Annotated in this window: 15 protein-coding genes, 1 pseudogene and 1 riboswitch; of the genes and pseudogenes, 10 read left to right on the top strand and 6 right to left on the bottom strand. The window is 58.9% G+C overall.

Going from position 1 to position 20,160, the window contains the following annotated elements; all coding sequences use genetic code 11:
* Positions 1-61 precede the first annotated feature (61 nt).
* A complete protein-coding gene (locus OZX73_RS02420; RefSeq protein WP_277150890.1) occupies positions 62-1,561 on the bottom strand; it encodes an ATP-dependent helicase in 1,500 nt (499 codons plus the stop codon).
* 115 nt (positions 1,562-1,676) lie between these two features.
* Between OZX73_RS02420 and OZX73_RS02415 the strand changes: the two are divergent.
* Positions 1,677-3,284: pseudogene (locus OZX73_RS02415) on the top strand (phosphotransferase); the annotation flags it as partial.
* A 298-nt stretch (positions 3,285-3,582) separates the two neighbouring features.
* Complete coding sequence (locus tag OZX73_RS02410; RefSeq protein WP_277150341.1) at positions 3,583-3,807, top strand: DUF3107 domain-containing protein; 225 nt, start codon at positions 3,583-3,585, stop codon at positions 3,805-3,807.
* A 241-nt stretch (positions 3,808-4,048) separates the two neighbouring features.
* Here OZX73_RS02410 and OZX73_RS02405 read toward each other — a convergent pair whose 3' ends face one another.
* Complete coding sequence (locus OZX73_RS02405) at positions 4,049-4,933, bottom strand: PHP domain-containing protein (protein ID WP_277150338.1); 885 nt, start codon at positions 4,931-4,933, stop codon at positions 4,049-4,051.
* Positions 4,934-4,996: 63 nt separating this feature from the next.
* Between OZX73_RS02405 and OZX73_RS02400 the strand changes: the two genes are divergently transcribed.
* Positions 4,997-5,722, top strand: coding sequence for a vitamin K epoxide reductase family protein (locus OZX73_RS02400; protein WP_277150336.1), 726 nt, complete (start codon positions 4,997-4,999; stop codon positions 5,720-5,722).
* Between the two features lie 146 nt (positions 5,723-5,868).
* Here the strand turns inward: OZX73_RS02400 and dapF are convergent, their stop codons facing one another.
* The gene (dapF, locus tag OZX73_RS02395) at positions 5,869-6,768 is read right to left on the bottom strand and encodes a diaminopimelate epimerase (protein ID WP_277150334.1); all 900 of its coding nucleotides are present in this window, start codon (positions 6,766-6,768) and stop codon (positions 5,869-5,871) included.
* 182 nt (positions 6,769-6,950) lie between these two features.
* Here dapF and murI point away from each other — a divergent pair, with 182 nt between their 5' ends.
* The 3 genes from murI to OZX73_RS02380 all read left to right on the top strand — a co-directional run bounded on the left by murI (position 6,951) and on the right by OZX73_RS02380 (position 9,708).
* Positions 6,951-7,727: a glutamate racemase gene (murI, locus tag OZX73_RS02390; RefSeq protein WP_277150332.1), complete on the top strand. Its 777-nt coding sequence runs from the start codon at positions 6,951-6,953 to the stop codon at positions 7,725-7,727.
* Between the two features lie 229 nt (positions 7,728-7,956).
* Positions 7,957-8,682 carry a hypothetical protein gene (locus OZX73_RS02385; RefSeq protein ID WP_277150330.1) on the top strand — a complete coding sequence of 242 codons (726 nt, stop codon included), beginning with the start codon at positions 7,957-7,959 and terminating at the stop codon, positions 8,680-8,682.
* A 180-nt stretch (positions 8,683-8,862) separates the two neighbouring features.
* Complete coding sequence (locus OZX73_RS02380; protein WP_277150328.1) at positions 8,863-9,708, top strand: patatin family protein; 846 nt, start codon at positions 8,863-8,865, stop codon at positions 9,706-9,708.
* Positions 9,709-9,933: 225 nt separating this feature from the next.
* On the opposite strand, the gene OZX73_RS02375 is transcribed toward OZX73_RS02380, so the two are convergent.
* Both OZX73_RS02375 and OZX73_RS02370 read right to left on the bottom strand, forming a co-directional pair.
* Complete coding sequence (locus tag OZX73_RS02375) at positions 9,934-10,854, bottom strand: SPFH domain-containing protein (protein WP_277150326.1); 921 nt, start codon at positions 10,852-10,854, stop codon at positions 9,934-9,936.
* A 258-nt stretch (positions 10,855-11,112) separates the two neighbouring features.
* Positions 11,113-12,228: a CrcB family protein gene (locus tag OZX73_RS02370; protein WP_277150324.1), complete on the bottom strand. Its 1,116-nt coding sequence runs from the start codon at positions 12,226-12,228 to the stop codon at positions 11,113-11,115.
* A gap of 445 nt (positions 12,229-12,673) precedes the next feature.
* Here OZX73_RS02370 and OZX73_RS02365 point away from each other — a divergent pair, with 445 nt between their 5' ends.
* Positions 12,674-14,092, top strand: a complete 1,419-nt coding sequence (locus OZX73_RS02365; protein ID WP_277150322.1) for an FAD-dependent oxidoreductase — start codon at positions 12,674-12,676, stop codon at positions 14,090-14,092.
* A gap of 194 nt (positions 14,093-14,286) precedes the next feature.
* On the opposite strand, the gene OZX73_RS02360 is transcribed toward OZX73_RS02365, so the two are convergent.
* Positions 14,287-17,169 (bottom strand): ABC transporter ATP-binding protein/permease, encoded by a 2,883-nt coding sequence (locus tag OZX73_RS02360; RefSeq protein WP_277150319.1) that lies wholly within the window; start codon positions 17,167-17,169, stop codon positions 14,287-14,289.
* Positions 17,170-17,556: 387 nt separating this feature from the next.
* On the opposite strand from OZX73_RS02360, the gene OZX73_RS02355 reads away from it, so the two are divergent.
* From OZX73_RS02355 to OZX73_RS02345, 3 genes are all read left to right on the top strand, one after another.
* Positions 17,557-18,171: an NAD(P)-binding domain-containing protein gene (locus OZX73_RS02355; RefSeq protein ID WP_277150316.1), complete on the top strand. Its 615-nt coding sequence runs from the start codon at positions 17,557-17,559 to the stop codon at positions 18,169-18,171.
* 48 nt (positions 18,172-18,219) lie between these two features.
* Positions 18,220-18,849, top strand: coding sequence for an NAD(P)H-binding protein (locus OZX73_RS02350; protein ID WP_277150314.1), 630 nt, complete (start codon positions 18,220-18,222; stop codon positions 18,847-18,849).
* Between the two features lie 132 nt (positions 18,850-18,981).
* A riboswitch (TPP riboswitch) is annotated at positions 18,982-19,103 on the top strand.
* A complete protein-coding gene (locus OZX73_RS02345; protein ID WP_277150311.1) occupies positions 19,095-20,030 on the top strand; it encodes a hydroxyethylthiazole kinase in 936 nt (311 codons plus the stop codon). It overlaps the preceding riboswitch by 9 nt.
* The last annotated feature ends 130 nt before the right edge of the window (positions 20,031-20,160 follow it).

The following is a 20,160-nucleotide window of genomic DNA, read 5'->3' as shown; positions in this document are numbered from 1 at the left end:
CTCAAAAAACCGAAGTCCGTTATCGAACATCACCAGCGATAACGGACTTTGTTTATTCGCACTACCAGAAGCGGCTCGGGGCGCGGGAGAAAGCCGAGGCGCCATCCTTGCTACGCGCGTAAGAGAGGTGCAGCGAGTCCTCAGCGCGGGTGACGGCCACGTAGAAGAGGCGGCGCTCCTCCTCCAACGCGTCGCCAGGGGCCGGAGAACCATACGGCAGAAGCCCTTCCGAGCATCCGACGATGAAGACGTGCTTGAATTCCAGGCCCTTGGCGGCGTGGATCGAGGAGATGGTGACGCCGGGCTCGCGCCTGCTGGCGAGGACCTCCAGCGCCTCCCGACGGCTTTCATTGTTATCAGGCAAGACCGTGTCCTGCCCGCTGGCGTCGCGGCGGGTGCGATAGGGGATCCCCAGCGCTTTCAAGGCCTTGCAGACCACCTGCTGCTGGGCGTTGAGCCGCGTGAGTACCGCGCATTGCGAGGGCTTGGCGCCTTCGGCGATGAACTGGGCGATGCGCTTGGCCACGCCCTGCGCCTCCAGCTCGTCGCTTTCGTAGGCGGTTTTGACCACGCGCATGCCTTCGCTTTTGTCCCGCGCGGAGACCAGACGCAGGTATTGCTCGCGGTCGGGCGCGACGGCAAGCACGCGGTTGGCCATTGATACGACCTGCGGCGCGGAACGGTAATCGGTGTTGAGATTGACGTCGGCGCTCAGCTTGCCGAACTCCCCCGCGAAATTGAGCAGATCATAGCTGGAAGCGCCCGCGAACGAATAGATCGTCTGCGCCGGATCGCCCACCACGCACACGTTGCGGTTGCCGTCGCCCAGCCAGAGATCCATCAGACGGTGCTGGAGCGGCGAGACATCCTGGTATTCGTCGACGGTGAGCCAGCCGACGGACTGGCGGATCTGCGCGGCTTGCTCCTCGAACGCCTCGAGCACATGGCAGTCCAAAAGCAGGATGTCGTTGAAATCCATCTCGCCACGTGAGGTCTTCTCCTGCTCGTAGGCGGTGTAGACGTCGGTGAAACGCCGCGGATCAAGCTCGGCGGGCGGCACGCGATGGGTGGCCGCGCAGACACGCGCATAATCTTCTGGAGCGACCAGCGAGACCTTGGCCCAGTTGATTTCGGCCAACAAATTGCGTCTGGCGATGCCGTCATATTGGTCGGAGCCGGTGGCGCGTTTCAGCGCCCGCGCCATGATCTCCTGCGTGTCCTCGACGACATGCGGGAAAGGGGCAACGCTCACGTCATACCAAACACGGCGCAACTGGTGCAACGCGGCGGAATGGAAGGTGGCGGCGGTGACCTTGTCCCCCACCCCAAGCTTGGCCAGACGCTGTTTCATCTCGTCGGCGGCCTTCACCGAAAAGGTGACGGCGAGCGCGCGGCTGGCGTCCCACTCCCCTTTGGCGCAGCCGTAGGCGATGCGGCGCGTGACGGTGCGTGTCTTGCCGGCACCGGCGCCCGCGATGATGCGCACGGGCCCCTCGAGGGCTGTGGCGGCGGCACGTTGGGCGTCGTCCAGCCCCTCAAGCATTGTTTGCGCATCGCGGATGGTCATATCCGCTATTCTGCCAGCCGCACCCGATAGACCGCAACCGCGGCAATCCAAGGAACACTAGGACATACGATGTATTAATCTGGTAGATGTGACTTTACGAAGCAAGTTTATGCTGGCGGCGCTCGCCTCGGCCGCCATGCCGGAGACATCCATGGCCGGGGTGTGCGAACATGACGAGGCCAACACGACCGACAACGATGCCGGTATCGATTACGCCGTGGTGCAGGACGCCGCAGGGCGACGTTACGACGTGTTCGTTTCCAGCGAGAACAAGGGCAAGAAGCGCCTCGCCGGACGCGCCAAGGCCGCGCGGGTGCTGGCAAAATCCCACGAGATGAGCGGGCTCGGCTTCGCGGTGGACCGCGCGCTGGCATTCAGCCCGGCGGGTGAAGGCAGCCCGACCGGCAAGACCTCCGTGCTGGTGACCCCGCACGTCGATGGCGAACCGCGCCAGCTTGACCTGCTGACCTTGCAGGACGCGGCCAGTGTGGGCACGGCCATCGGCGCCATCCACCGCCAGCGCACGGAATTTTTGACCGAGGCCAAATACCCGGCCTTCACCACCGGGCAGATCCATGCGCAACTCACCGGCTGGATCAAACGCCTGCAGCAGGCGGGCCATGTGCCGCCGGCCATCACGTCGAGCTGGGCGAAGATCATCGAGACGGATGGGCTTTGGTCCTTCTCCACCACCCTGACCCATGGCGGTTTCCAAGACGGCGATTTCCTCTTCTCCGATTCCACCATCACCGCGGTGAGCAACTGGCAGGACATGCAGATCAATGATCCCGCGCGCGATCTGGCCTGGATATTCTCCAAAATGGACGAGGATCATCGCAACGCGCTGATGAGCGCCTATGGCGGGATGATGGGCTCTCGCGTGGACGAGCTGATCATGCTGCGTGCCAACCTGTGGTTGCAGATGGAGCAGGTCGGTGAGTTCATCGAGGCGCTGGGACGCGCGGACAACGCCAAGATCCTGCAGTTCAAGGCGCAGGTGGAGCATCTGGCCCACCAGCTGACCGTCGTGGCCAACAAGGCCGCCGGCGCGGCCACCGCGGCTTCCGCCGTCGTACCGCCCAAGGACGATTCCTCTTCAGCGGATTCCTCGGATTCCGCCGAAGAGATTGATGACGCGACCGGTGAGACCGACAAGACCGGTTCGGCCGAAGTCACCAAGCTTGTGGAGGAAAGCGACAGCCCCGCCGACCGGCCGGTGCATTTCAGGCCCTTCTCGTCACATAAGACCAATGAGGGCGCTGACGACGCCGATGACCGGACTGACGACAAGCACTCCCGCGTCGAACAATCCAAGCCGCTCTATCCTGATATGCCCAACCCCTCGTCTTCGGCCACCATGGTGCTGACCGAGGCCGGTAAAGCCTCCGTTGGCGACGATATCGATGACGGCATCGATAACAACGATTCGGACGGAACAGACGACACGGATCGCAGCCATGCCGATTTCGACGATAGCGCTGATGACGACTCCGCGGAAGAGGGTTCCGGCGATGAGGTCTCGTGGCATGTGCAGTATTCCGAGGACGACGATACGTATGACAAATCGCCGGCCGCCAAAACCGTCGACCACGATGCGCCCACCGCGCTCATTCCCCAACTCGAGCGAGAGGAACAGGCCCTGCGTGACGCCCAGGAAGGGCTCGAAGAGGTCGAAGAGAAAGCGGACGAGCGCCGCAAGGTCGCATCTTCATCGCGTACGGATATCGAGATCCAAGACGACGAAGAATCCGAAGATTCGTCCGATAATGCCACCAAGGAAAAGTCGGCCGGTTCATCCGATACTGATAGCGACGCCGATGATTCAACCAACACCAACAGTGCTGATGAGACCGACAAATCCGCAGATAACGATGAACCCAGCGATGCCGACGTCACTGACGGCACCGACAGTGACGATGACGCGGACAAATCCGCGAAATCCTAGCCAGAAGCGTAATGACCGGGCCTCGGGCAAAATAAAACCTAAGAGGTTCCCAACTAGAAAGAGGTAACACATGGACGTCGAACTCGGAGTTCAGAACGTGGCAAGGCCAATCAATTTCACCACCGATGAAAGCGCCGAAAAGATCAGCAAGAAAATCGCGCAGGCGGTGGCCATTCACGAACCGATCGATCTGGTCGACGACAAGGACCGCCATATCGTGGTGCCGGCCGGAGCGCTGGGCTATGCCATCGTGGGTTCGGAAACCAAGCACGCCGTAGGCTTTGGCGCCCTCTAAATTCCACATCATCATCCGTCATCCGCCACGGCGCCCTGTCGGATGATCGTTGACGAGTGGTGCCCTGCCGGATGTTTGCAAGCATTCGGCAGGGCACCACTGTATCTCATGGCATTTTGTATTCAGCAGAATTCCGGGTCATAGGACAGAATCTCATACTGCGCATTTCCGTATTACAATAATGTAATACTTCGGGTTTCCCAACCAAAAGAAATCCGGCTTGCCGATTTCAGCAAAAGACTTACGACACCAGCTTGATGGCACCTCGCCGCACAATCTCGGCCACGACATCGTCTCGCGTGAGGTTCTCCCCCAGTTTGTTTGGCTTGCCAGCGCCATGCCAGTCCGATCCACCGGTGACCAAAAGATCCAGCTCCTGCGCAAGACCCAGCAAATGCCGCCGCGCCTCGGGGCTATTGCCGCGATGCCAGACCTCCAGCCCACCAAGCCCGGCCCTGACCAGCCTCCTGATCTGATCATCGGAAAGCAGCACCTTGTTGCGGCTGTAATCGGCGGGATGCGCGACCACGCTCACCCCTCCCGCCTCTTTCACCACTTCGACCACCCGCAAGGCGGTCGGCGAAGGAGTAGGAATGTAATACTTACTGGAGGAGGCGATGGCTCCAGCGAACGCCTCCGAACGTGTGCGGTAGACACCCGCGGCCACCAAGGCGTCGGCCATATGCGGACGGCCGACCGTGGTCTCGTCGCCTTTTTTGGCCTGCCGAAGCACATCGTCCCAGCTGATTGGGAAGTCCTTTGCCAATCGCGAAACCATCTGTTTGGCCCGGGTGACGCGCGCGGCCCTCGTGGAGGCGAACAATTCGACAATTCCAGCGTTTTCCGGGTCATATTGGTAGGCCAGCATGTGCACGGAGACATGGTCGTCCTGGGCAGTAATCTCACTACCTCTCAGCAACGGAAACCCTTGCGCTTGTGCGGTTTGCCGCGCATCAGCCCAGCCGGCAGTGGTGTCGTGGTCGGTGATGGCCACGCCGTGAAGGCCCAGTGACGAGGCGAGCGCGACCAGCTGTGCGGGAGTTTCGGTGCCATCAGAAAAAACCGTATGGCAGTGAAGATCCCAACCAGTGCCCGGGGTACAATCGTTATATTCGTCGCTCACCATACGACCATCGTAAGCCTATGTGTCCGACAGTGAGCCGCAACCAGAGCAAAGCAGGGGATGCACATGTCGACCAGACACAGCGTTGACGCGGTAAGGAATCTTGAACGGCAAGAGGCGGTGACAACCGGTAACCAACCTCTTCTTTCAGACGACCAGCCCATCCCCTCCAGCAACAGCCGCGAGCCCAAGGGCTTCTTCCACGAGTGCGTCTGGAACTACGGCGTGATGCTCGTCGGCGCGATCGTCGGCCTTTTCGCCTCGTTCATGCTCGCCGCGGACACCCTGAAACTCGCCCGCAACCCCAACAAAGCCCTGGGCTGCGACGTCAACGCCGTGCTCTCCTGCTCCGACGTGGCGAAATCCTGGCAGGCCGAGATCATCCGCTTCGGCGACCTGCGTTTCCCTAACGCGTTCTTCGGCATCGCCGCCTATTCCGTGTTCATCACCATCGCCGTCATCGGGATGTGCAACGTCAAGGTGCCGCGCTGGTTCGCCACCTGCACCTGGTTCGGCGGCCTGTTCGCCATCGCCTACGCCTACTGGCTGATGAGCCAGTCCATGTTCGTCATCAAGGCGCTTTGCCCTTGGTGCATGACCACGATGTTCGCCACCACCGTCATGTTCATGGGGCTGAGTCACGCCACGGTGACGGTGCAGAAAATTCCGCGCAAACGCAAGGCGCTCAACACCTACTACCGCATGCGTTACGACTGGATGGTCGACGTCGTCTGGATCGTCGCCGTCATCGCGCTGATCTTCGTCAAAGAGGGCGCCGCGATTTTCGCGTAGCCGTCTTGGCTTAGCTGCTTTCAGAAAACCCGCCTATTCATCACGATATTGATGGACATGCGGACTTTTCTTTCATTACTGGATACTCGGAAGCCGATACTTCCTCCCGACTCCCGAGTTGCTTACACTCGAAAGGCTCATCTGTTTTATAGCAACTCCACTTTCGCCACGATGACGGCAGCGCCGGTCAGCTTCACATCGTCATCGCTGACATCGACGCGCACTAGGCCACCACGAATGGTGATGTCCCAACGGCTCACGCCCGTCTTGGCCCGCAACGTCACCGCCGTGGCTCCCAGGCCCGTGCCGCAGGAAAGCGTCTCACCGCACCCGCGTTCGTTGACGCGCATGGTGGCACGGCCGAAATTCGCGTTTTGGTCGCATGAATCGATGCGCACGAATTCAGCGTTCTGGTCGGTTTCGATTGCCGGGCTCACGACCGGCTTGACGATGAGATTCAGATCCTCGACAGCGGGCAGCGTGGCCTTGCCATCCTCAAGGACGGAGACGACATGCGGATTGCCCATGTCAACGAACGTGCCCATGGCCTCGCCGAAAGTGCCAGGAATGGTGACCTTATAAGTGTCCAAATCCCCGACTTTGCCGGCCCCCAAGCTCACTTGGAACACGTCCTGGCCGTAAGGCTCGAGCGCCCCCAGCGAGCGCAACGTCTTGACCCCGGCCCGCGTGCCCAGCTTGAAAGGCGCGCCACCCGGACCAGCCGCTAAGCCGGCGCGTTGGGCGATAAGCGTGGTGACACGCGTGCCGTTGCCGCACATCTCGGCGAGCGACCCGTCGGCGTTGCGGTAATCCATGAACCATTCAGCCCCGTCATCCCGGCATTGCGCAATCTGCTCGGTCGAAAGGTCGCTGACATACTCCGGCTTGGTCAACCGTATCAATCCGTCGGCGCCGATGCCGAAATGCCGGTCGCAGACATGGCGGACCTCGTCGGCGCTCGGCTCGAACCCGCCGTCCCGGTCGATGTAAATGACAAAATCGTTGCCGGTCCCGTGCCCTTTATAAACGAATTGCGGAAGACTCATAACCGCCAGTCTACCCGCCGCCGTGCCTCATGCCGATAGCCGATTGCCAAGTATGTAGGCACTGTCATACCGCAACCGCGCTCATTTGGCCCATCATGTGTACGTTCGCGCAAGGCGCTACCATCGGGAGACGAAATCGTTAAACTTGATTGAGACCTGTTAATGCAGTGAAAGAGGATGGCATGGCTAGCAACGCTCCCATAGGCGTGTTCGATTCGGGGCTGGGCGGCATCTCGGTGGTGCGCGAGATCACCAGGCAAATGCCGAACGAACGCATCATCTATTTCGGAGATTCGGCCAACGCCCCCTACGGCACCAAAACCCCGGAAGAGGTGCGCAAGCTCTCCTTCGACATCGTCGAGCGGTTCATCAAGATTGGCGTCAAAGCCATCGTCATCGCCTGCAACACCGCCACTTCCGCCGCCGTCAACGACCTGCGCGCGACTTACGACCTGCCCATCATCAGCATGGAACCGGCACTCAAAGTCGCCTGTGATCGTGGACACGGCAAGCCGCAACGCGTCATCGTCGCCGCCACGCCGCTGACGTTGCGCGAGAAGAAGTTCACCGCGCTCATGAACCGTTTCAGCGCCACCAACACCATCTACCGCCAGCCTTGCCCTGATTTGGTGGAAATCGTGGAGCACGACCAGCTTGAGGACCACGACCTCGTCATGCGCACGCTGCACCGTTATTTCGACGGTTACGATCTTGGATCCATCGACTCGGTGGTGCTCGGCTGCACGCATTTCGTCTTCTACCGCGACTATTTCCGCGAGCTGCTCCCCGACTCCACCGCCATCATCGACGGCAACGAGGGCACCGCCCGACACCTGCACGACCTGCTCGCCGCCTCCGACGAGCTCGCCGAGACGGACGCCCAAGGCGGCGTGACACTGAAAAATTCCGACCCCAGCGAACGCATGGCCGCCCTAGCCGCCAAGCGTCTCAATGCGTAACAACATTTGAACGTATCCATGCCGCGTGGGGTTCTAGCAATTCAGGCACACCAGCACTCATCCACCGACCAAGCAGTTAAAACATGACCTGTTGCTCAACTTCCTATAACCCGCAAGCCATCCGAACGACGCTGTGGGGAAGAAAAACAACTGGCCTCCCTTTCGGGAGGCCAATGAGATAGTGGATGGGACTCACCCCACCCCGTATGACATAGTGTAACATGAATACATGAAACAGAACAAATCCGACATTGAAGTCGCAGTGAAATTTTGCAGCGAAGCACGCCTTAGCCACTATCTTCGCGATTCACATGGAGACAGCAACAAAGCCATCCAGTTGTGCAGATGGAATCACGATTTCGCAGGGATTGTCCATCAACAAATAGGGTATGTAGAAATAGCGGTACGTAATACAATAGACCGTGCATTGCGACAGCTTGCTTTTACGAAAACAGGGAATGAGTTTTGGACAAATCAGGGAAACGAACCTGTAATAGTATACAAAATTATCCGAAAACCCATTGAAAACGCCAGGAACAGAGCATACAAAGAACATCCAGATGGCATATCACACGACGATGTGGTGGCAAAACTCATGTGGGGAACCTGGCTAAAACTAATTGGCGAAGATATTCCGATCGAGAACCAGTTACAACAAAATCTGTGGACAACCTCGTTATTCAGCGCTTTTCCGAACGTTCAACCTAACGAACAGGGACGGTTGCGCATTTCACGGAACCTCTCATATCTTCGCAGCGTACGCAATAAGGCGGCGCATTTCGACAATCTAACGGAGACGGCGGAACACAAACGACGTGTCATCAACGCCTCGCTGTTTCTATTGCACGCCATCGATGACGATTTCACTCACGGCTGGTTCCAGCCGAACACCATCAGACAGGAAGCGAGAAAACGGGACACCATCATGGCAGCCGCAGAAGTTCATGAACAGTAAGGATAGACGACGATATGACGGGAACCTACAAAATACATCGAAACAGCCAACAATGACCAGACCATCGAAACGGTTGTACACCGCATGGGCAAAGGTCGGCCGTTAGATAGACCATAGTGAATTAACTACAGATAACTGGAATGTATCAATTTCGGGCACAGGCCCAAGAAAAGGGGAGACATGATGAGAACCGCTTTGATTGATGTCGGTGGGGGCTTCCGTTCCGTTTACGGAGCGGGCGTGATGGACCGGCTCTTGGATAAAGGTATTACATTCGACAAGTGCTACGGCGTCTCCGCAGGCAGCGCGAACATGATCTCCTACATCTCCGGCCAGCGCGGGCGCACCCACAAGTTCTATACCGAATACGCCTTCCGCCCAGAATACGCGAGCGCCAACAACTTCATCAAGTTGCACAACTACGCCAATCTGGACTACATCTACGGCACGCTGTCGAACTCCGACGGCGAATACCCCGTCGACTACCCCGCCTTCGCCGCCTCACCCACCGAGTTCACCGTGGTCGCCTGCGACGCCCGCAATGGCTACGCGCGCTATTTCGACAAGTCCGATGTACACCAGGACAATTACGACGTCATGAAGGCCTCCAGCGCGGTGCCAGTGGCCTGCGAACCATATGTCGTCGACGGAATCCCGTATTTCGACGGCGGCATCGCCGATCCGATCCCCGTCCAACTGGCGGCGGACGAAGGTTACGACCGCATCGTGCTCATCCTCACGCATCAGCGCGATTTCGTGCGCGAAGGCAAGAAGGACGCGGCGCCCGCCGCGCTGCTGAAGCGCTCCTACCCCGCCGCCGCGGAACGGCTCAAGAACCGCTACCGCACCTATAACGAGGAGATGGAAGTGGCCGAGAAGCTCGCCGCCGACGGCCAAGTGCTGATCCTCGCCCCCGACGACCTGTGCGGGCTAGACACCCTGAGCAAGAACCCCGAAGGGCTGGAAGAGATGTACCAGAAGGGGCTTGACGCGGCCGAGGCCGTGCCGGAGTTCCTCGCAAACTGAAAACAAACCGAAACAAAAACAAAGAGCATTGGGCGGATTCCTCGGGTGAGTGAGGAATCCGCCCAACTTTTCGACACATCGTCGTGTCTTTGGTCAAGCCGTCCGATTTGCTGGGCATCTTGGCCAGTACTGCTCATTATAGTGGATAAATAGTGAGATTGCCCACAATTCAGGCGAATTCATAGACGCCCTAAGTCACCTAAACGCCTAGGGTTCCCGCGTCTCCTACTTCGTCTCGTTCACCTCGTTGGAGGTGACCATGGCTTTGGTGACCTCATCGAAGAGCTGCTGGTAGCCGCCAGGGGTGGAAGCCGGAAGCACGACGGTCTTGGCGTTGCCGGATTCACTCAGCGAGCGCATCACGTCGAGGTACTGGTTGAAGAGCACCACGTTGTTGACGTCGGCGATGTTCATGCCCACGGCCTGCAAACTCTTGATCTGGTCGACGATGCCGTTGGCGATCTCACGGCGGTAGTTGGCCTGCCCCTCGCCCTGCAGACGGGTCTTCTCGGCGTCCGCGGTGGCCTGCGTCTCAATCTGGATGCGCTGGGCGTCAGCGCGCTGGCGGGTGGCTTCCTTCTCACGCTGGGCGGCGTTGATGGAATCCATCGCGGTCTTGACGGCCGGGCTCGGGTCGATGGCGGTGATCAGGGTCTTGACAACGGTGAAGCCGAACTTCGCCATCTCGCCGCCCACGGTCTTCTGCACGTCGGCGGCCACGTCGTCCTTCTTGGCGAACGCGTCATCAAGGGAAAGCGCGGGAATGGCGGAACGCAGGGCGTCCTCGACGTAGCTGCGCAGCTGGCCTGCCGGATCGCGGAGCTCATAGTAGGCGGTGGCCACGTTGTTGGGGTCGACGCGGAACTGGGTGGAGGCTACGACGGTGACGAAGACGTTGTCGAGCGTCTTGGTCTCGAGCTTGACGTTGAGCTGGTTGACACGCATGTTAGTCTTGGTGGCGATGCGGTCGACGAACGGGATCTTCAGGTGGATGCCCGCAAGCTCGACCTTGCGGAACTTGCCGAACCGCTCGATGACGAACGCCTGCTGCTGCGGCACCACGAAGATACCAGAAGCGATCAGCGCGATAATCAGGATGACAATTACCAGAACAATAATCAAAGAAATAATCCCTGCCACTGCCATGATTCCCCCTCGAACTCTCTCTTGCGACTTTACAATAATTAGCATTCATCGACACGTAAGCCTTCAAAATCCGCGTCGACACATCCTTTGAAAATGCTATCAGAACCTCTGGCGGTTTCGATTCTACAATTTTCAAGACATATATTGGCGAATGTGAGCACAAAATAATGAAACCGAGATGGTGATGCCTATAACACCATCAAGCGGCGGCGTCGGTACCCACGTCCATTCTGACGGAAACCCAACCGCCGAAACCGCTTACACCAACAGACCGAGCAGCAACAACACGAGGCTGACGACCATCATGCCAACCGTATGAACCAAAGCCCACTGGGGCTTGCCGCCCTGCACCAGCTTCGCGCCTTCGACGCTGGCGGTGCTGAAGGTGGAATAGCCGCCCAAAAATCCGGATGCCAAAAGGTATTGCAACGTCGACAAGCCGGCGTGGGAGGCGCACCAGCCAGCCACGAGACCCATGGCGAGGCAGGCGGTGAGGTTGACGACGATCGTGCCGCAAGGGAACGGCAGATGGACGTGGTTGTTGCCCCACGCGTCGACGCTGTAACGGGTGAACGCGCCGAGCCCGCCTAAAAGTGAGGCCGCGATCAGTAGGCCAAAAGCGCTGCCGTGCCGCCAATCTTCGTTGACCACCAGCGCGGCGAGGGCGACACAGAAGAATATGGCGAGCGCGGCCTTGAGCAGAGGGCCGCGGTCGGGTTCAGCGGATACGGAGTCCGCCGGTACGAGGTTAGGAGATACAGAATCGGCAGATATAGAATTGACGGATGCAGAGCCGTCAGAAGATACAGTTTTGGAGGCCGCAGAACCAGAGGATACGGAATTGTCAGCTATAAGTTCGGCGGACACAGTTTCGGAAGTTACGGAATCAAAGAATTCTGTTTCAGGATCATTCCCCTCTCGGGCCGCCATTCTGCGGACATGCCACCGCCCGATGGCCTTGCCAGCCATAAAGCCCAGCAACGCGCACAGCAGACCAGCCACGATGCTCACCAACAGATAGGCGACCGCAATGCTCGCCTTGCCGCCTTCCAGCCGCTTGGCCACTTCGAGCATGAACGTGCTATACGTGGTGTAGCCGCCGACCAGGCCGGTGCCCAAGGAAAGGCGCACCACTTTCCAGATGCCGATATCCGGTCCAAGCACGGCCATGTATGCGGTGATGCAGCCAAGCAGGAACGCGCCAGTGAGGTTAATTACCGTGGTCATCCAAGGCCATGGGGCCGTCGGGGATTGCAGGGCGCTCAACGCCAGACGCACCAAGGATCCGCAGGCGCCGCCGGCGAAAAGGCCCAGGGCTACCACGCCATGGGAAACGATGGTGGATTCGGTTTCATGCTCCATCTCAGACCCCACTTTCCCACCTCTCAAAACAACAACGACGCAGCTGCAATCCCACTCGGTACAATCGCAAGCCTCACGGAGAACAACGCAAACCAAGCCTGCGCTGCCGTTGATTCTCAATTATCGCTTCCCGAAAATAATCTTGCTGGTTGACAAAACCGCATTCGGACGCAAAATGATGTCAAACGTAGTGTCACATGTCCAATTCTCAGTACTAACGTCCATAAAACATCGAGTAAAACGTAAAACCAAGAGAACGTTTGACAAATTAGTCATTTAAAGCTCTCATTATTAGCATTTATTCAGGAAACTTACAGACACATCATCATTAAAACGTTTTAAACAAACTTGGTTTATCGGTTTGCCGTCGAGCCTCATCATTATCATTTAATACCAGATTCGAGTTTTACTTTTTGCACATTGCAAAAAGGCCGGTTGACTTATCATAGGAGATTTCATGACCACAGTTGCCGTCATCGGTTGCACACATGCTGGGACGTTTGCCGCGACATCCATCTTGAAAAACCACCCCGATTGGACGGTGGACGTCTTCGAGAAAAACGACACCGTCTCCTTCCTTTCCTGCGGCATTGCACTGTGGGCCGGTAACCATGTGAGCAGCACGGAGAAGATGTTCTACTCCTCCCCCGAGGAGCTCGAGAAATCCGGCGCGAGCATGCATATGTGCCATGAGGTCACCGACGTCGACATCAAGGGCAAAAAGCTTGACGCCACTAACCTTGAAAGCGGCAAATCCAAGCAATACCGCTTCGACAAGCTCGTGGTGACCACCGGTTCCTCGCCCGCCACCCCGTTCATCCAGGGCCTGCGCGAGGCGCTGCAAAACGGGCAGGCGATGCTCTGCAAGGACTTCAACGACGGCAAGCGCATCGTCGAGCGCGCCAAGAAGGCCAAGTCCGTCATCGTCGTCGGCGCAGGCTACATCGGCAGCGAGCTTGCCGAGCAGCTGAGCACCCGCGGCATCAAAGTCACGCTGGTCGACGCCCTGCCGCACGTGCTCGATAACAATTATGACAAGACCGTCACCGACCAGGCGGAGGCGGCCTTCCGCGACCACGACGTCACCTTGGCGATGGGCCAGAAGGTCGTCGCGTTCCGGCCCGAAACGGGCAGCGACGGGGTCGAGGACTCGGGAATCACCGTGGTCACCGAACTTGGGGAATACACCGCCGACCTGGCCGTGATGGGCGCCGGCTTCGTGCCGAACACCCGGCTCGTCTCCGCGCAACTGCGCACGTTGGGCTATGGGGCCATCATCGTCGACAAGTATATGCGCGCCGCCACCCCGGAAAACGATGTGCTCGACTACGTGTTCGCCGCCGGCGATTGCGCCACAGTACATTTCAATCCCACGAATTCCGACGAATACCGCCCGCTGGCCACCAACGCCATCCGCGAGGCCATGCTGATCGGCGAGAACATCGAGGAGCCAACCAAGGAATACGCCGGCACGCAGGCGACCAGCGCCGTCCAGCTCTACGACCTGTCGATGTCGTCGAGCGGCATGACCCTGGACCTCGCCCAACGCCGCCACATGGAGGCCGATGCGGTGACCATCCAGGAAAACTACCGGCCCGAATTCATGCTTTCCACCACTCCGGTGACCGCGACCATCGTCTTCGACAAGCAGTCAAGCCGCATCCTCGGGGCCCAGTTCGCCGCCGAGCACGACATCTCCATGGCCGCCAACCTCATTTCGGTGGCGATCCAGGCGGGCTTCACCATCGACCAGCTCGCCGCCACGGACATGCTGTTCCAGCCGAACTTCGACCAGCCGGTCAATTACGTGAGCTCGTTGGCCATGGCAGCCGTCGCCAAGCGCGACCAAGACGCCGCCAAGGCCGAAGGCAAGTAACCGTCGGTTTTCGTTTAATGTAAAAGTAGGGTGCCGCCATTGAGTTTGACGGCACCCTGCTTTGTTATTTCTGGGTTATTCCTTCACTATTTGTTCGAGCCGATTAACCTTTTATCGCTCGATCTTTCGGCGCCCCGCTCACTGCGTGCAACACAGCAACCACCATTACTGTGCACACACAACGCGCGACGTCATCACTCCGTGCGCAACGCCGTGGCCGGGTCCTGCTTGGCGGCCTTGCGTGACGGAATGAGCCCGCCAATCAACGTCAGCACCACAGACAACACAATGAGGATGATCGCCCCGGAAAGCGGCAGCGCCGCGTTGACCCGGTTCGTGCCCATGAAGTGGTGCATCACGGCGTTGCCGGGAACTATCAGTATCAGCGTGACCACGATGCCGATGACGCCGGCGCATAGGCCGATGATGCCCGTCTCGGCGTTGAAGACCGTGGAGACATTGTGCTTCGAGGCGCCCATCGCGCGCAGGATGCCGATCTCCTTGGTGCGTTCAAGCACCGAGATGTAGGTGATGATGCCGATCATGATCGACGAGACCACCAACGAGACCGCCACGAAGGCAATCAGCACGTAAGTGATGACGTTGATGATGGTGGTCACCGAGTTCATCATGAGGCCCGCGTAATCGGTGTAGACGATGCGGTCCTTCTTTTTGGCACCGTCGTTGTATTGCTTGATGGCGTCCTCGATCTTGTTCTTGGCGTCGAAACTATCGGCGTAGATCTTGATGGAGCTCGGTGCGTCGCGGCCGATGACACCGAAATCAGCGAGGTTGCCGTTGTAGGTGCCGGTGGAGACGTACTGGTTGTAGATCGAGACCAGCACGTTTTCGGGGGCCGTGGCGAGGTACTTTTCGAAGGCCTGCGCCACCTGCTGCTCGCCCATGCCGGAGACCGCCTCCTGCGGGTTGCTGGCGACGGCCGCATTGCCGGCTGCGGCCGCGGCGGAGTTGCGTTGTTTGGTGACCTCAGCGGACTGGTTGGAACTCGCCGCGCCCATGCCGCCGGGGGCCTGGGTCATCAGGCTTTTAGCCATGTTCGCCTGGTCGGAGACCGGAAGCGAGGCCACGTAGGCCTTGGCGTTGGCGGCTTTCGTCGCATCGTCGGAGGGCGCGAAGGTCATGCCGTTGAGGATGTTGTGGCTTGGGTCGGCCTTCTGCGCGTTGACGATTTCGCTGGATTTCGCGTAATCAATCAGCGAGTCGGTGAGCATGCGCGTATAGCCAATGCCCGGTGCCAGCGGCGTGGTCTTGGCGTTGGCGTCGGCACGGATGACGCCGACAACCTTGAGCTTCACCGCGGCCTGTGAATCCATGAGCTTGCCGACCTGATCGGCGTCGTTGCCCACGTACTTGAAGTGGCCATCCGCGCCTTTCACATATTGGTCGGCGGCGGGAAGCAACGTCAACGACTGGTTCATCGCTTTGGAGTAGTCGATACGCGAGGTGTCCGTCTTGACCTTCTCGCCGCTATTGAGCCGGTTCATCATATCGTTGTAATCCGCGCTGGGAAGCAAGCCGAGCTCATAGACCTGTGTCAACGGAATCTCATTGTTCTTATCGAGAACGAGCACCACCTGATCGCTTGATTTTGGCCAATGGCCCTTGACCATCTGGTAGTTGTCGGTGATCACCGAGCTGATGGGCTGTTTGTCGGCGTGCTCACCGGGCATGATCTCAGCGAACGCGGACGGGGCCTTGTTGTTGTCGGCCTTGCCGGTGAGCTTGGAGATCTGCAGGGATTGCAGGCTGCCGAAATCGTTGGAGGATGAATTGAGCCCGGCGAACGTGCTGGCCGCGGACTGCGAGTTGACGGAGCTTCCGCCGACCTTCACGCCATCCACGTCCACGAGTGTGTCCTTGGAATCGTGGGTGAACACGGAAAACTTCGGCGAATAGGAATATTGGATGCCGACGTCACCTACATATTTGCGCACATCGTTGCCGGGCTTGTCGAGATATTCCTTGAACGGGCTCAGGTTGTTGCTGGTGATGCCGCTGGTCACCGACGCGGCGCCCTTGACGCTGGAATCGTCGGGGTAGATGCCGTTGCGCGGCTTGGCCTTCTCCTTGGAATCGGCCGCGGCCTGGGCGGTGTCCATGATCTTGTTCATATCGAAGGTCTGTTCGTTGATCTCAATGGGGTACGAGGTCAGCGTCTCCTTCTGGATGTCCGCGATATAGCGGTTCACACCGGTCGAAACCGAAAGAATCAGCGCGATGCCGATGATGCCTATCGAACCGGCAAACGAAGTCAGAATCGTACGCGCTTTCTTGCTTTTGAGGTTGTTGAAGCTCAGCGCGACCGCAGTGCCGAACGACATCGAGGCCTTGCCCATCGTGCGGTGCACGGCAGGCGCTTCATCGGCCATTTCCTCGGGTTCGACAGGTCGGGAATCGCCGCGGATCACGCCGTCCTTGAGCTCGACGATACGGTTGGCGTATTGGTGGGCGAGGTCGGGGTTGTGGGTGACCATGACGACCAGGCGATCCTGCGCCACTTCCTTGAGCAGGTCCATGATCTGCACGGAAGTCTCGGAATCCAGCGCACCCGTGGGCTCGTCGGCCAAGACGATGCTCGGGTCGTTGACCAGTGCTCGAGCGATGGCCACACGTTGCATCTGGCCGCCGGAAAGCTGGTTCGGCTTCTTGTTGATGTGATCGCCGAGGCCGACCTTTTTCAGCGCTTCCTTGGCACGCCTGCGGCGGTTGACGCGAGAGACGCCGGAGATGGTGAGCGCCAACTCGACGTTAGAGAGGATGGTCTGGTGGGGAATCAGGTTATAGCTCTGGAAGACGAAGCCGACCGTGTGGTTGCGATAGGAATCCCAGTCGCGGTCCTTGTATTTCTTGGTCGATGTGCCGTTGATTACGAGGTCGCCGGAATCGTAGCGGTCAAGCCCGCCGATAATGTTCAGAAGCGTGGTCTTGCCGGAACCGGACGGCCCCAGAATCGCGACGAACTCATTGTCACGCAGGGTGAGGTTCACATGGTCCAGCGCCTGCTGGACGAAATCGCCCGTCTTGTACTGCTTGCTGATGTCTTTGATCTGTAGCACGAATTCCCTGCCTGCCTAGTTGTGCGTTTGTCGCCACGTCGAAACTTCGTCCTGCCACTCTATCCCAACGCACGGCCTTGCCACCCACGCCAAACGCCTTCGGCGAACTTCGACAGCCGTCACGAAAGCCAAATAGAACAGGGGTGCTCAGTGAAAATATTTTGCGTGATTTATTGAACAATGCTATATCATTGGCGCACAGTACCAAGCATTTTCACTACTTATTCCGCTTCTTTTTGATAAAATGCCCGTATCTATAAGCGTTTAAAGTAACTGCTGACTTCCAAAGCCGTTCTTCGGTAGAGTGGCAACCACAACGTATGCGTGACTTCAGTTTGCACGGAATCATTGTATTACATCAGTTAGCTTTCTAGAAAAGAGCACATCATGACGAACATCACCGTTTTCGGATCAGGACACATCGGGGCGGCAGTCGCCGGTATCGGCGTCGCGGCGGGAGCCGACGTACAGGTCATCGACCGCGACAAGGCCAAGGCCGCGGCCATCCCGGGCGTCACCGCGTCTGAATGGAGCGAAGAGATTACCGGCGACATCGTCATCTTGGCGCTGCCCTACCCAGCCGAAGCAAGCGTGGTTGCAGAATACGGCAAGCAACTTGCTGGCAAGGTGGTCGTTGACCCGAGCAATCCTGTCGATTTCAGCACGATGGACCTCGCCCTGCCACAAGGCGTACATTCTGCCGCTGAGGAACTGGCCACGAAACTGCCCGATTCCAAAGTCGTCAAAGCGTTCAATACCGATTTCGCCGCAACGCTTGCCAGCGGAACGAACGACGGGGCGCCGACCACGGTGATGGCCGCCTCCGACAGCGATGACGCGAAGAAGGCGCTGCAGGCCGTCGTGGAAGGCGCTAATTTGTGCTTTGTGGACGCCGGGCCGTTGAAGCGCGCTTCCTACATGGAGGGCTTCGGCGCGCTGCAGATGGTGCTGGCCATGAACGGCGGCACGCAATGGACCAGCGGTTTCAAGGTCGTCAAGTAAGTCAGCCGTCATTTACATACATTCGTTAACTATCAAGGGAAACAAATCATGAGCAAGAAAATCGCAGTGGTCGCAGCCAACGGCAGGGCCGGACGCCTGATCGTCGAAGAGGCCGTCGGGCGCGGCATGGATGTCACCGCTGTCGTGCGTGGCGAGAACAAGGCAAAGGCGCAGCACGCCATCGTCAAGGATCTCTATGATCTGACCGCTGACGACCTCACCGGTTTTGACGCCGTCGTCGACGCTTTCGGCATTTTCGACCCCGCCAAGCTCGACGAGCACAGCACCTCCTTGAAGCACCTCGCCGATGCGCTTTCGGGCAGCGACACACGGCTTCTGGTGGTCGGCGGCGCGGGAAGCCTTTACACCGACAAGGCCCATACCAAGCAGCTTTCCGATTCGATCCCCGACAATATCAAGGGCGTGCCGCTGGCGATGGGCAAAGCGCTCGACGCATTGCGCAAGCGTGACGACGTGCACTGGACCTACGTGAGCCCCGCCGGCGATTTCCAGGCCGACGGCCCGCGCACCGGCAAGTACGTCCTGTCCGGCGAGGAATACACCACCGACAAGGACGGCAAAAGCGCCATCAGCTATGCCGACTACGCGATGGCCATGGTCGACGAAATCGCCGCCGACAAGCCACACGACCGCGAGCGCATTTCCGTGCGTTGGTAGCTTATGACGTGCCGAATTCCCTGACTTGACACGCAATATTCAAGACCCGCAATCTACGGATATCATCCGATAGATTGCGGGTTTCTGTTTTTACAAATCCGCCTTGTCCAATGAAGCGCATAGCGTCGTGGATTGTAAGTGCAGGGGAACCTGCGAGACCGTTTCGGCGGGCGCGCAAGTTGAGACGAGCACAACGCTCGACCCTTGGAACCTGTTGGTTAATACCATCGTAGGGAGACGCGAATATGGTCAATGACGCATACTCATCAGCAAACAACAATCTCAGCAGTCTGAACGATCTGGCTTCGGACAATCCGCTGCGCAAGCGCATCCGCGAGGCCGCGCAGACCGTGCGGGACACCACGCCTCTGGCGCAGTCCTTCACCAATTTCGTGACCATCAACCTCGTGGCCAACGCGCAGCTCGCGGCGGGCGGAGCGGCGGCGATGAGCTTCCTGCCTGACGACATCGCCGACGGCGAGGTGGCCAGCGGCGCAAGCTACATCAACGTCGGCACGCTGCTGCCGTTCTATGAGGACGCGCTTGAGGAAATCGCCAGGCATTTCCATGCCGACCACCACCGTTGGGTGCTTGACCCGGTGGCAGCGGGGCTGGGCACGACTCGCACAGACATCCTGAAATCGTTCAAGGTCGCGCCGCCCACCATCATCCGCGGCAACGCTTCCGAAATCATCAAACTACGCGAGATGTGGGAACTGCCGGCGGACGAGGACGGAAGCAGCGACAAGCATGGTAAATCCAAGAAATCCAGCGGACCGGTGGGCGTGGAATCGGCCGATGACGTCGAAGCCGCCGAAGAATCCGCACGCGTTTTGGCGAAGTTCATCGCCAAGGGCGATGCACAGGGTCAAAGCGCGGTGGCCGTTTCCGGGGAAACCGACCTCGTCACCGACGGCGAACACACGTATCGTCTGCCCGGCGGCAGCGCGATGATGACCAAGATCACCGGTGCAGGCTGCTCGCTTGGCGGCGTGGTCGCGACGTATCTGGCCGTCGCCGACCCGCTGACCGCAGCCGTCGCCGCGAGCGCGCTCTACAACCGCGCCAGCGAAGCCGGCGAGGCCAATTCGCACGGCCCGGGTTCCTTCCAGGTCGCGTTCCTCGACGGTCTCTGGTCGACCACACCCGAGCAAATCGCCGCCTCGCCGATTCTGGCCTAAAGCAAACTGCCTCTACCCCAATCGGAATCCGACATTTTGGTTGGGTTAGAGGCACAATAACTGCGTTTCTGCCTCTAACGCAACAGCAAACGCTGGTTCCTGTTGGGTTAGAGGCAGGATATTGATTCCT

The organism is Bifidobacterium sp. ESL0775, assembly GCF_029395475.1.
In the GTDB taxonomy this organism is placed as follows: Bacteria; Actinomycetota; Actinomycetes; order Actinomycetales; family Bifidobacteriaceae; genus Bifidobacterium.
This window is presented reverse-complemented; position numbering and strand designations above follow the sequence as displayed.

Bases quoted from the DNA above. Each gene is read 5' to 3' on its own strand.
- OZX73_RS02365 (WP_277150322.1), top strand. From the start codon at position 12,674: ATGACCACAGTTGCCGTCATCGGTTGCACACATGCTGGGACGTTTGCC.
- OZX73_RS02345 (WP_277150311.1), top strand. From the start codon at position 19,095: ATGGTCAATGACGCATACTCATCAGCAAACAACAATCTCAGCAGTCTG.
- OZX73_RS02375 (WP_277150326.1), bottom strand. From the start codon at position 10,854: ATGGCAGTGGCAGGGATTATTTCTTTGATTATTGTTCTGGTAATTGTC.
- OZX73_RS02400 (WP_277150336.1), top strand. From the start codon at position 4,997: ATGTCGACCAGACACAGCGTTGACGCGGTAAGGAATCTTGAACGGCAA.
- OZX73_RS02385 (WP_277150330.1), top strand. From the start codon at position 7,957: ATGAAACAGAACAAATCCGACATTGAAGTCGCAGTGAAATTTTGCAGC.
- dapF (WP_277150334.1), bottom strand. From the start codon at position 6,768: ATGAGTCTTCCGCAATTCGTTTATAAAGGGCACGGGACCGGCAACGAT.
- OZX73_RS02350 (WP_277150314.1), top strand. From the start codon at position 18,220: ATGAGCAAGAAAATCGCAGTGGTCGCAGCCAACGGCAGGGCCGGACGC.
- OZX73_RS02355 (WP_277150316.1), top strand. From the start codon at position 17,557: ATGACGAACATCACCGTTTTCGGATCAGGACACATCGGGGCGGCAGTC.
- OZX73_RS02405 (WP_277150338.1), bottom strand. From the start codon at position 4,933: ATGGTGAGCGACGAATATAACGATTGTACCCCGGGCACTGGTTGGGAT.
- murI (WP_277150332.1), top strand. From the start codon at position 6,951: ATGGCTAGCAACGCTCCCATAGGCGTGTTCGATTCGGGGCTGGGCGGC.
- OZX73_RS02380 (WP_277150328.1), top strand. From the start codon at position 8,863: ATGATGAGAACCGCTTTGATTGATGTCGGTGGGGGCTTCCGTTCCGTT.
- OZX73_RS02410 (WP_277150341.1), top strand. From the start codon at position 3,583: ATGGACGTCGAACTCGGAGTTCAGAACGTGGCAAGGCCAATCAATTTC.